This window comes from Streptomyces sp. 4N124 (assembly GCF_052245395.1).
Lineage (GTDB): Bacteria > Actinomycetota > Actinomycetes > Streptomycetales > Streptomycetaceae > Streptomyces.
This window is the reverse complement of record NZ_JBQQBS010000027.1, coordinates 106,902-118,759: the sequence shown is the minus strand read 5'-3', so window position 1 is coordinate 118,759 and position 11,858 is coordinate 106,902. Positions and strand designations below refer to the sequence as shown.

Sequence of the window (11,858 nt, the reverse complement as noted above, 5' to 3'; positions counted from 1 at the left end):
TGTAGCGTCATGATCAGCAGTCGTGGTTCCGAAGTCCCGTTCGCCCGTGATCGCAGTCACGGGCGTTTTTGCTGTGCAACGCCTCTCCGGACCAGGGCGATCACCTCCGGGTCCCGCACGGTGCGGGGCCCGACACGAGTCCCCTTCGAAGGAGACAGACACATGGCTACAGGCACTGTGAAGTGGTTCAACTCGGAAAAGGGCTTCGGCTTCATCGAGCAGGACGGCGGCGGCCCCGACGTCTTCGCCCACTACTCGAACATCGCCGCCCAGGGCTTCCGTGAGCTCCAGGAAGGCCAGAAGGTGAACTTCGACATCACGCAGGGCCAAAAGGGCCCACAGGCGGAGAACATCACTCCCGCCTGACAATGCACGAAGAAGCCCCGGCCCGTGAACCCACGGGCCGGGGCTTGCCCGTCTCGCCCCGCCATCCAGACCTGTACGGTCCTGACGGCGGGGCGTCGTGCATTGTCGAGCGCGCCGTGGTCATTCGACAGATCCCCCCAGCCCCACGCCGGCCGGAACGATCGCAACGCAAGGCAGTTGGTGGTGGTCTTACGCCTGGCGGAAGAGCGGGGGAAGCAGGCCATCGCCCGGCCAGAACTCCTGGTCGGCGACGAGGCCGGTGAGGAACATGTCGACTTCGGCCAGGACGGCGGCGCGTTCCTGCGGCCCGTAGGTGATGACCTGGTCGGCGGCTGCGTCGTAGGTGCGCACGTGGTTGTTCGGGCCCGCGATGATGAGGGCGCGCGCGATCTCGGGCAGGCCGAGGCTGAGGGCGTCGCACTCCCCCGTGCGGACGAGTTGCACGAGGTCGGTGGTGACTCTCTCCCAGTCGCCGACGTAGGGCCAGTTGGCACCGCCGTCCAGTTCGTGGGTGAGGGTGGAGAGCGGGATGATCTCGCCCGGCTTGCGTCCCTGGGTGAGGCGGTCGTGGATCCGTGCGCCGTCGGGCTGCGCGACTTGGGGGTGGAGCAGGGAGGCGGCGGCGACCACGGTGGTGTTGATCTCCTGGGCGCTATCGCGGGGGTAGTACGGCTCGTGCGCGAAGAGCAGATAGATGTCCGTGGTGCGGACTGCGTCGTCGGGCTGAGGCTGCGTCATGGGTCGGTATCCCTTCAGCGGTGAAGTGTCGGGTGCGGGCGAAGGTGTTGGCCGCGCCGCTGGCTCGAAGCCGGGCGGGAGCGGGCCCAACGGGCCTTCGCCGCCGCAGGGCTGGCCGGCCTCGCGGGAAGCCGACTCGGCGCGGGCGCGCTCCACGGTCTGGGCGACTTGGTCGGCGAGCTGGACCATCAGCCGTTCCCGGTCGATGAGGCGAGGCGAGGCCGAGCGGGTGTCCTGGTTCTGGAGCAGGTCGGCGGCGTCCCACAGCAGGTGCTGGCCGATCTCGGCCGAGCGGCGCAGTTCGTAGCAGTCGCTGCCGGCGGCGGCCTGGACGATGTAGGTGTGCAGGGCGGCGAGCCGCTGGAGGTACTGGCAGGCTTCGTCCCCTTCGACGCTGCGGACGTGCTCGCGGGCCCGGCCGTCGAGCCGGTCGGGCAGGTGCTCGGTGAGCAGCGGGGCGAGCAGCATCGCCGGCAGCACGAGGTCGGCGGGGATGCCGCGGCTGAGAGCGAACAAGGCGGCGAAGAGGCTGATGACGCCCACAAGGACCGCGGAGAACCGTAGGGATGCGGGGCTCGTCGCGGTCAGGGCGGGGCGCCGGGTCAGCCAGCGCACGGCGAGCCGTTGGGGCAACGTCGCGCCCGGGGTGAGCACCCCGATCTGCCGAGGGATGCCGGGCAGGGTGCCGTCACCGGGCACGGTCCAGGTCAGCCAGCCCCACCCGGTGCGCTCGTGCACGAGCGCGGGCTCGCACGTGCCGGTGCACGTGGTGTCGCCGTAGACGTGACCGGTCAGCAGCGCGCGGGATCGTTCTTCCTCCCACCGTCGCGGATCGCGGGCGAAGGGACGCAGAGGCTGCTGGGGTGCCGCGCGCGGTGTGTGGAGCGTGTCCGTCATGAAGTACTCGCCTCCAGAAGGTCGGTCACGGTCAGGGCGGAGTGGCAGGTGGCGCAGCGGCCGTCGCCGTCGGGGTGCGCGCGACGGGGAGTCGGACCTGGGCAGGTGCGGCACAGGGGCCAGTCGAGGCAGGCCGGGCAGAGGTCCTCGCCGGGAGCGGTGCCGGGCCGGCCGCAGCCCGCGCATTCGACGAACGCCCGGTAGGTGAGCGCCTGGTCGACCGTGCGGGCGGCAGCGGACGTTGCGGAGCGCCGCGTCGTCCACAAGGCCTCACCGGGAGCAACATCGTCGACGTCGGCAACGGGAGGCGGGTACAGCCGAGCGGAGCGCAGCCGGGCGGCGACGATCGCGTCGACAGAGGTGCGGATCTGGCTCGGCAGCGGGCGGCTGGTGATGACGTGGCGCAGCTGCTCGGAGCTCCAGCCGGCGTCGAGCATTGCGGTCATGACCCGGCCCTGGTCGTACAAGGCCTTCTCCTGCAGCAGCAGTTCGGGATGGGCCGACCCGATCGACAGCAGCAGCCGGGTCCCCGGATCCAGATCCTGTCGCGCCGGCGCGACCGTCCGCTGCGCAGGCACAGCCGGGCAGCCGCCCGTGCGCTCGCCGCGGACGCACGGAGGGACGGACCTGGTCTTCTGCTTGTTGGTCTTCTTACTGATGGTGTTCTTTGCAGGGCGGTCAGCCAACGTAGGGTTATCCAGTCCTGGATTTCCCGACTCTGGTTGTGACCTGGAGTTTTGCAGGGCAGGCAGGTCGGTGATGACGTACGTGACCGAGCCGAGGGTGCCAGCGGGATTACGGTCGCGGTCCCGCTGCAGGAAGCCGTACCGCTCAAGCTCCTCCAGCCCGGTCGTCACCGCGTCCACGCCCTCGCGACCCCGCCGCGCCAGGTCCGCAACCGTCATGTGCCAGCCCTCGCGATGGGTGCTGATCAGCCCGAACAGCCCCTTCGACTTGAAGGACATGCGCTCGTCGCGGAACAACCCGTTGGCGATCTGCGTGAATTGGTCTCCGGCCATCGAGCCGCGACGAATGCCCCTGCCATAACCGCCCCCGCCGCCCCTGGGCGCCGGCGGCGCGTGGAGCGCTGCGGCGGCGTCCGCCATCAGGGCGTCAACGAAGGTGGGGTGGTCGGTGATGGAGTAGACGATCTCGCCGAGGGTGCCGTTCGTCCGCCGGAGGCGTTCGCGGATCAGGTAGCCGTGGCTCTCCAGTTCCTTCAACCCGGTGCGGACCGCGTCCCGTCCGTCGGGTCCGGAGCGGACCAGGCCGGCAACGGTCACCTGCCAGCCGTCCTGATGGGTGCTGATGTATCCGAAGATGCCTTTCGCCTTGTAACTGAGGCGGTTGTCGCGGAACAGGCCGTTGGCGATCTGCGTGAACTGGTCCCCGGCCATCGAGCCGCGACGAATCCGCGCTCCGGTCATCGCGCGTCCCCAAGTGCGCTGTGTGCACGGCCGCCAGGGCCTCCCACACCGCTCGCGTGAGCGAGACGGCCGTTGCCTACGGTTGAGGGAACGTGCGTGAGATCCATGCAGGCAGCTCACCCGTCGACGCCGACCAGAACGGCGGCCACAACCCCCGACCACCAATCACGATCCGGCAACATGAGCGCTGGGCTGCCATGGTCGGGCGCGTGGTCGGGCCCGACCAGCCGTCGGCCACGTCCCATGCGCACGGCGCAGGGCGCTCGGAGTCAGAGCAGGCGTGCTGCTGAGCGCGGGCGCCCCGAGCCGGTGCACCACCGCATGATCTGCCTACGGGAGTTGATACCACTCTGATCCGGCTGCGCAATCGGTGCGCACTGCCGACTGCGCAGCCGCGAGCGGGCCGTTGCGCGCTGGGCCGCGGATCGTGCGCAGTCGACTTGCGCGTGTGAGTGCGCAGCCTCGCTCGAGGTCCTCGGGGAGCCGGTTGCGCATCCGGCTACCGCTGCGCAGTCCCTGGCGCGGAAGTCCGGGGGCTACTCACCCGCGGTATTCACCGCACGTTGCGCAGCAGGAGCCGACCAGCCCGAGCACCGTGTGCTCCGGCGTACCGGGGGCTCCGCAGGGGGTGCGAAATGTCGTGGTCGGGTCTGCGGTCGGGGCGACCATGGCCCCGACCACGGGTCTGTGTCCCCTTCGTGATCGTGGTCGGGCCTTCGTGGTCGGTGGTCGGGTCGGGGTCGGGGGGTTGCCTCGGGTCTGAAGCAACAACTTGCTCTGACCTGGGAGTTTGGAATGTCTCCTGCCAAGCAGGCAGCGGAGGAGCACGCTACTGCTCCGACCGCTGCGGGGGCTCGGCTGCAGCAGATGCGGCGCCGTGTCCGCCTGGGCCACCTGGGCGTGTGGGCCGCGGTCGCGGCCGGCCCCGTCGCGCTGGCCGTCGCCGTGGCCACGCCCGCGACCGTGGTCCGTGCCGCCCCCGCGACGAAGCCGACCACCGTGAAGACGACCGTGTCGGCCAATCCGTCCGGGTACGCCACGGTGTTCCTCGACGCGTGGCTGCGCAGCCGCGCAGGCGCCGAGAGCACTGCGCAGGCCCGCCTTGCACAGTCGATGGCCCCGGACGTTGATCTTCCCGAGTTGTCGGATGCGCAGCCCGAGCCGGAGTCGGTCGTGGCGGTGCGCAGTGCGCAGCAGACCGGCACGGCGTGGTCGGTGACGGTGGCTGCGCAGTACGCCGACGGCTCGGTCCGCTACTTCGCGGTGCCCGTCGTCGCCGACGCAGGCGGCGCCTCATTCACCGTGTTCGGCGCCCCCGGGGTGGTGGCCGGCCCGGCCCGCGCCCAGGAGGCGCCGTCGCCGTACACGGTGACCGTCCCGACGGACAGCGAGGTGTCGTCCGCGGCCGGGGAGTTCCTCGCCGCGTATCTGGCGGGAGCCGGTGAGATCGACCGCTACCTCGCGCCCGGCGTGCGTCTGCCGCCCGTCTCCCCCGCCCCATACCAGACGGTCACGATCCAGCAGATCCTTGCCGCCGACCAGGAGGCGGCCACCGAAGCTGTCCCGGCGGAAGGGACCCGGGTGCGGGTGATGGCCCAGGTGGAGGCCCGCGACAGTTCGGGGCGGTGGCCGCTGGCATACGAGCTGACGCTCAAAGCGCGCTCGGGCCGCTGGGAAGTCGCTGCTCTGGAGTCCGGCACCGCGCAGGCGGGAGGTGCCCGGTCATGACCGGTGTGCTGCTCGCCGGGAAGCTCGACGACCTCGGCGACTCTTGGATCACGATGTTCGAGAACTGGGCGACCAAGGGCCTGCAGGCCGGTCTGCTCGTGCTCGTCGTCGTCATCATGATCCAGAAGTTCAGCCTGAAGGCCGGGATCGGCGCGCTGATTCTGATGGTGCTCGCGCTGGGCCTGTACAACTCGCGCAACGACCTCGCCGACATGTTCGAGGACGAGGTCAAGAACCCGTCCAAATCGGCGCCCGCCCATCCCGGCATCGTGCCGAGTGAGCCGCCGACGGTCCGTGAGCACTCCGCAGGCGTCGGAGGTTGGCTGTGAGCGCCGCCGCTACAGCGGTGCGTATGGGCCGCTTCTACACCGCGGCCCGCCGCCACCCGTGGGTGCTGGGCAAGGTCGCCGACTGGCGTATCCCGCTCGGTCCGTTCACGCCCGCGCAGATCCTCCTCGCCGTCGCCGGCGGCTTCCTGCTGGTCAAGACGATTCCTTGGTGGTCGTGGATGGGGCCGGTCCCGCCCGCCGCCTGGCTGCTGGGCATATGGGCGGTGCGCCGTCCGAAGATCAAGGGACGCGCCCCGCTCCCGGCCGCCCTGGGCTGGCTGCTGCTGTGCTGGCAGCCGCGCGGCGGCCGGATCGGCGGCCGCGCGGCCCGCGATCACACCGCCCGCCCGCTGGCTGGTGGCTTCGTCATCGAGGGCAACGTCCCGGCCGCGCCGATCACTTCGGCTGAGCGGCCGCGAGCCGCCGCCGACCGTACGCCGCGCCGGGCGGTGGAACGGTCGCGGCCTGGCAATCGCCCGGCGGCCGTCGCCGCTCAGCCGGAACGGCCGGTGTCGGGCGTGCAGCAGCTGCTCGCGCTCGCCGAGCAGGGGGGTGCGCGGTGAGGGTGCCGATCCGTCACATCGCCGGGCATCTGGTGTGGTCGACGCACGGCAGCGTGTGGGCGGTCTACCGGCTGCACCCGGGTCCGGACGAGCAGGGCCGCCACGAGGAGACCGTGCAGGGCACCTATGTGCCGGCCGCCGTACGGGAGGAGCAGCTCGCCAAGATCACACACTTGGTGCGGTCCCTGTCCGGAGCGCCGCGGCTGTTCGGCCTGTGCGCCCGGGTCGATCCGGGGGAAGTAGCGCTCCGCATGATCGAGGGCATCGAACCCGCGGATACACCGCCGGGCCAGATGCACCCGTGGGTGGAGAACCTCGAGGCCACGCTGGATCTGCTGGATGGGCAGGAGATGCACCGCCGCACCCTGTGGCTGGCGGTCCCGCTCCAGACCGAGGGCGCCGGCCTGCAGATGACGGCCCAGTTCGGCGCGCTGTGGGCGGAGATCGCCCCGACGCTGGGTATGCGGCAGAACCCGGTGGCGCGGCGCGAAGTGACCGCGTACCAGGAGCAGGCCGCACGGGTGGAGGCCGCGCTCGCCGGCGGCAGCGCGTTCCGCCCCGCCCGCCCGGCGGAGATCGTATGGGTGGTCCAGCACGCGCTGCACCGCGGTATGGACGAGCCGCTGCTGGCTGAGGCCGAAAGCAGCGAGCTGTACGGCGGACAGCTGCGCGCGGGGGTGCTGCACTCCCCCAGCTACGCCGATCTCGGGCAGGCCCGCCTCCAGGAGGGCGGCATCGACCCGGACCTCGACGACGTCGACGAGCTCAAGAGCCCCGGCCAGCTCACCCGGTCGGGACGCAAGGCGTGGTGGCGGGTGAAGGCGGCCTCGCCGCTGCGCCGGCGGTGGCTGCAGATCGAGTCCGACGCCGGCACCGGCTACCAGGCCCAGTTGGCGCTGGCTGAGTGCCCGCCCGCGGTCAGCGTGGATGCCGCCGATCTGTTCGCGCAGTTGGAGACGCTCGATTTTCCCGTCGACTACACCGTCGATCTGACGCTGGTGCCTGCGGAGAAGGCGCGGGAGCAGGTGCGGCGCAAACGCAACGAACTCGTCGACCAGGCCGACCAGTACGACGCCCGGCCGACCGGGATGCCGGCCTCGCTCACCGAGGCCGCCCGCGACCTGGGCGAGCTGGATGCCCGCCTGTCGCGCACGTCGGTCGAGGTCGAGGTGCAGTCCGTGACCGTGCTGAGCGTGTGGGGACGGACCGCCGCGATCTGCGACGCGCGTGCCCGGGCCCTGGCAGCGCTGCTCGCAGGCGCCGACTACCGGGCCGTGCGCCCGGCCGGCCTGCAGGAGGCGCTGTTCCTGCTCGGCCTGCCGGGCACTACACGGCCGGGAGTGGTGCGGGAGTTCACGCAGCACCAGGTCTCCGAGGACTGGGCACTGGGCGGCGCCTTCACCATCGGTGAGGTCGGTGACCCCAACGGCATGTTCCTCGGCATCGACCTGGACTGTGGCACCACCCGCCCCGTCATGATCAACGTCGCGGACGCGCCGAAGCACGACGCCAGCGCCTCCCTGGGCATCGTCGGTGATCTGGGGGCCGGGAAGAGCGTCCTGCAGAAGCTGATCGCGGAGGCGGTGTGGGCGCGCGGCGGCTGCGCGATCTGCATCGACCGCACCCCCGTGCGCGAGTGGGCGACCTTCGCCCGTACCGCTGCGAAGGGCCGTGTCCAGATCATCGACGCCGCGCAGGCCGAGGTGTCCATCGACCCGCTGCGCATGTTCGACGGGCCAGAGGGCCGCCACTACGCCTTGTCCTACCTGACCCTGCAGCTCGGCATCGGCCCGATGAGCACCAACGGCGAGGTCCTGCACCACGCCGTTGAGAAGGCCGCCGCCAGCGCGCAGCCGTCCATGCGCCGGGTGCTGGACGTTCTGGAGGAGATGGCCCAGACCGAGGTGGGCAAGCGGCAGGACGCGGCCTCCGCCCTCGCCGGCCTTGTCCGCGTTGTCGCTACCAACTCCCTGGCGGCGATGGTGTTCGACCCCGCCCTGCCCCCGGTGCGGCTGGACGCCTCCAGCACCTCCGACATGATCGTGATCACGACCGCGGGTCTGAAGCTGCCGCCCAAGGCGGCATTCGCCAATCCGGAGGTCCTGCACCAGCAGCCGCTGGAGGCCCTGATCGGGCGCGCCGTGCTCTACCTGATCGCGGCGCTCGCCCGGCAGACCGCGTTCGAGGACCCCGAGCGGTTCACCGCGGTGGTCGCGGACGAGCTGTACTGGCTCACCTCGTCGGCCGAGGGCACCGCCCTGGTCCACGAGATCCTCCACGACGGCCGCAAGCACGGCGCCGGCCTGCTCGCCGCCTCCCACGACGCCGAAGAACTCGGCCCCGACCGCGGCCTGATGGCCTACCGCGCCCTTGCCCGCACCACCGACCGTGAACGCGCCCGCCGCGGCCTGGAGTTCGTCGGCCTCGACCCAGGCGACCCCGAGCTGCTGCGGCTGGTGGCCAACGGCCTGTCCCCTGTCGGGCAGCGCGGCCGCGAAGGGGAGTTCCTGCTGGCCTGCCCGCGGCAGAACACCGGCCGGATCAAGGTCGTCATCCCCCGCATCGAGCGCATCACCGCCTCGATCGCCACCACACCGGGCCGCCGCGTGAGTGCGAGCACGGCGCACGCCCCGAGCGATCCCGACACGGGCCGACCGAGGGAGCACGTCTCATGACCGCGTCTTCTTTCTCCTCATCCCGCTCCCGGCGCATCGCCGCCGTGGCGGGCGCCCTGATCGTGATCGTCCTCCCGGCCGTCCTGCTCGCCCTGGCGTTGGGGGCGGGCGTGCCGCAGGCGTGGTGGCCGCGCACCGGACAGGCCTTCGCCGCCGAGTCCCATTCCGCATCCGCGCGCCAGGATCCGTGCGATCTGATCAAGGGTCCGGCCAAGGAGTACTGCGAGCGCGGCACCAGCCCCACCACGTCCTCCGCACACGAGGCACCCCGCGACGACGCGAGCGCGGCATGGATGCTGATTCCGCCCGCGGCAGGACTGGCGGCCGTCGTCGTGTGGCGGCGCCGGGGCACCGGACACGGGCGGCACTAAGTGTGGCGCCCAGACCGCGGCACGTTCCGCTCGGCCGGTGTCGTCGTCCTGCTCACCGGCGTCTTCCTCCTGGTCAACAGCCAGGTCGTGTACGCGGCAAGCAGCAGCAGCGAGACCGGTGACCTCCTCGCGCCGCTGAACATCACCTCATCCGAGGGGGTGCCGATCAACGGCTACGAGCTGAACGCCCAGGGCGGCTCCATCGTCAGCTTCAAGACGCAGTCCCTCGCCTTCGCCCTGTCCGGCCTGTTCACCCTCATCCGGCTCCTGGTCGGACTGGCCGGGTGGTCCATCGAGGTCGCCTTCCGGTTCCCGCTGCTGAAAATCCTCACCGCTCCGGCGCAGAAGGTCGCCGACGCCTACAACACCGTGGTCGTCGACGCTCTCGGTCTCAAGGGGCTGCTGCTGGCCTGGGCGTTCGTCTTCGCCGGCTTCATGATCGTGCGCGGCCGGGTTGGCCGCGGTCTCGGCGAGATCTTCCTGACCCTGCTCATCGCGGCGTTCGCCGCGTCCACCTTCGTCCGCCCCGACTACCTGCTCACCCAGAACGGACCGCTGGGACAGACCCAGCAGGTGGCCGCCGAGGTCGCCCAGGAGAGCGTCAACTCCTACGACTGGGGCGGCAAGCTCGCCACCCTGAGTCCGTGCGACGGCATGGCCGGCAGGCAGGAGATCAAGTGCGAGGAGCTTGAGGCCGCGAAGCCCGTGTCGGCGCAAGACGTGGCCCGCCCGCTCCAGGACTCGGTCACCAACGCGATGATCGTCAAGCCCTACATGCTGCTCCAGTACGGGCGCATTCTCGACCCGGCCAAGAAGTCCGATCGCCAGGCCTACGCCGTCCACCTGAAGTGGGTCACCGGCGGCTACCTGGCCACCAAGGACAGCGGCGACAGCGAGGAGGACGAGAAAGACAACTGCCGCCTGCTCGACGGGCAGGCCAGACAGGTATGCGAACGCGACACCGACGAAGAGGAGAACGAGGATCCCTGCAACCTGATCAAGGGGCCGCTCAAGGCGTACTGCGAGCGCGGCGACCAAGGCGCTGAGGACGGTCTGCCCGAACTCACCCCCGGTGGCGAGCTGTTGGACTCGGCAAACGCCGTGGTCAGCGAGGAGGACCGCGAGTTCGAGGCGTTTCTCAGCGATTTGAGAGAGTCCGGCGACGTCGGCAAGGCCTGCGCCGCGTACGCCAAGCAGCCCACCTGGTGGCGGGTCGGCGGCGCCTTGCTGATGCTGATCGCCGCGCTGTTCGTCTGCGGCATGCTGCTGTCGTCCGCGATCGTCCTGCTCGGCACCCAGGGCATCTGCGCCGCGGCCGCGGCCGCCGGCGGCGTGACGTTCGTCGCCGCCATGCTGCCCGGACCTCCACGGCAGTCGGTGTGGAAGTGGCTGTCGATCTGGGGCATCGCGATCCTCGCCATGCTCGGCATCTGCGCGTTCATTCCGTTCTTCGGCATCGCCATCGACGCCGTGATCACCGATGGCCCGGACCTGATGGTCGAGCGGATCCTGCTGATCGACGTGCTCGCCATCGCGGGCGCGGCGGGCCACCGCCGCCTGCTGACCGGCATCACCTCGTTCGGCCAGCGCATGGCGATGCGGATGCGCTACGCCAAGGTCGGCGGCACCCACCTGCCCGGCGACACCTCCGAGCTCGGCGCCGCGCTCGCCATGAACTCCCCCGCCGCGATGGGCGGTTACGGCGGCGGGCTGCGCGCCTTCACCGGAGGTGGAGGCGGCCGGTACGGGATGCTCGGCACCCGCCAGCGGCTGATGGGCGCCCTCGCCTCGCTGGTCGACGGCGCGGGCATGCCGGTGGACACCGGCGGCATCCTCGCCGATGCCACCGCCGAAGCCGGGCGCGGTCTGGCTCCGCTCACCGCGGCGGCGGCCGTGGGCGGGCTGGGCGCACGGCTCGGCGCCAAGGGCGCGCACTGGCTGCTGATCGGCCGTCGCCCGGACAGAGAGCAGCTGGCCAAGTGGCAAAAGGCCACCGCCGGCGGGGACCCGAACACGGGCGGCCCGCCGGACGGCGGCAACGGTGGTCCCGGCGGTGCGGGGCCACGCCGGCCTGGAGGTCCGCCCGACCGCTACCGCAACGAGCAGGGCCAGGTCGTCGACCGCAACACCGGCCAAGTGCTGCACGACCAGGACACCGACCGCACCCTGCTGTCGACCCGCGCCCACAACCGGCTGGTCCGCTTCCGCGGCTACCGCATCCTGAACCGAGGCGGCCGGACCGCCTACGGGGCGACAGTCGGCCTGCCGGCCAACGTCCGCCGGGCCCGGTCAGGAGGCTCGCGCTATGCCCAGGACGCCCGCCAGCAAGTGCGAGTGTGGAGCAACACCGTCCGCGAGGACGGCCGGGCGTGGGGTGACACACGGCGTCATGTGGCCCGGGTTGTGCGGGAGAACGATGACAGCGGCGGGCCCGGCCCCTTCACCAGCCGCCGCCTGTCCACCAGGACATCGCCGACGACCGCCGCCCCGGCGGCGTCTGCTCACCGGCCGGATGCCTCCCCTCGCACCGCAGGAGGCGGATCGGCCTCCGCGCGGCCCAGCGCACCGTCGTCACGCACCCAGCGCACGGCGGCCACGCCGCCTGCCGGCCCGCCTCGCCTCACCGGCGGCAGTGACGCAGACGGTTCCGCCGGCATCAGCAACCAGGAGCGGATGCGGCAAGCCGAGGCGTTGGGCGAGATGCGCGAACGGTGGCGCTCCGAGGACGGTGACGACGAGTGAGGCCGCCGGGCCGTCGCATGGG

9 protein-coding genes are annotated in these 11,858 nt (G+C 71.3%); 7 read left to right on the top strand and 2 right to left on the bottom strand.

Features of this window, described 5'->3' with window-relative positions; translation table 11 throughout:
• The first annotated feature begins 162 nt into the window (after positions 1-162).
• Complete coding sequence (locus tag ACTWQO_RS26290; protein WP_093496951.1) at positions 163-366, top strand: cold-shock protein; 204 nt, start codon at positions 163-165, stop codon at positions 364-366.
• Between the two features lie 189 nt (positions 367-555).
• On the opposite strand, the gene ACTWQO_RS26285 is transcribed toward ACTWQO_RS26290, so the two are convergent.
• Positions 556-2,001 carry a hypothetical protein gene (locus ACTWQO_RS26285; protein WP_443239821.1) on the bottom strand — a complete coding sequence of 482 codons (1,446 nt, stop codon included), beginning with the start codon at positions 1,999-2,001 and terminating at the stop codon, positions 556-558.
• Positions 1,998-3,428 carry a hypothetical protein gene (locus ACTWQO_RS26280; protein WP_443239820.1) on the bottom strand — a complete coding sequence of 477 codons (1,431 nt, stop codon included), beginning with the start codon at positions 3,426-3,428 and terminating at the stop codon, positions 1,998-2,000. The genes ACTWQO_RS26285 and ACTWQO_RS26280 overlap by 4 nt, the downstream gene beginning before the upstream one ends.
• A 795-nt stretch (positions 3,429-4,223) precedes the next feature.
• On the opposite strand from ACTWQO_RS26280, the gene ACTWQO_RS26275 reads away from it, so the two are divergent.
• From ACTWQO_RS26275 to ACTWQO_RS26250, 6 genes are read left to right on the top strand one after another with little or no spacing between them, the layout of a single operon-like run.
• Entirely contained in the window at positions 4,224-5,156 is a 933-nt protein-coding gene (locus tag ACTWQO_RS26275; protein ID WP_443239819.1) for a conjugal transfer protein, read from the top strand.
• On the top strand, positions 5,153-5,485 hold the full coding sequence (locus tag ACTWQO_RS26270; RefSeq protein WP_443239818.1) for a hypothetical protein: 333 nt from the start codon (positions 5,153-5,155) through the stop codon (positions 5,483-5,485). The genes ACTWQO_RS26275 and ACTWQO_RS26270 overlap by 4 nt, the downstream gene beginning before the upstream one ends.
• A gap of 23 nt (positions 5,486-5,508) precedes the next feature.
• Positions 5,509-6,048 (top strand): hypothetical protein, encoded by a 540-nt coding sequence (locus tag ACTWQO_RS26265; RefSeq protein ID WP_443239828.1) that lies wholly within the window; start codon positions 5,509-5,511, stop codon positions 6,046-6,048.
• Positions 6,045-8,723 (top strand): ATP-binding protein, encoded by a 2,679-nt coding sequence (locus ACTWQO_RS26260; RefSeq protein WP_443239817.1) that lies wholly within the window; start codon positions 6,045-6,047, stop codon positions 8,721-8,723. The genes ACTWQO_RS26265 and ACTWQO_RS26260 overlap by 4 nt, the downstream gene beginning before the upstream one ends.
• Complete coding sequence (locus tag ACTWQO_RS26255) at positions 8,720-9,094, top strand: hypothetical protein (protein WP_443239816.1); 375 nt, start codon at positions 8,720-8,722, stop codon at positions 9,092-9,094. The genes ACTWQO_RS26260 and ACTWQO_RS26255 overlap by 4 nt, the downstream gene beginning before the upstream one ends.
• Positions 9,095-11,836 (top strand): hypothetical protein, encoded by a 2,742-nt coding sequence (locus ACTWQO_RS26250; RefSeq protein ID WP_443239815.1) that lies wholly within the window; start codon positions 9,095-9,097, stop codon positions 11,834-11,836.
• The last annotated feature ends 22 nt before the right edge of the window (positions 11,837-11,858 follow it).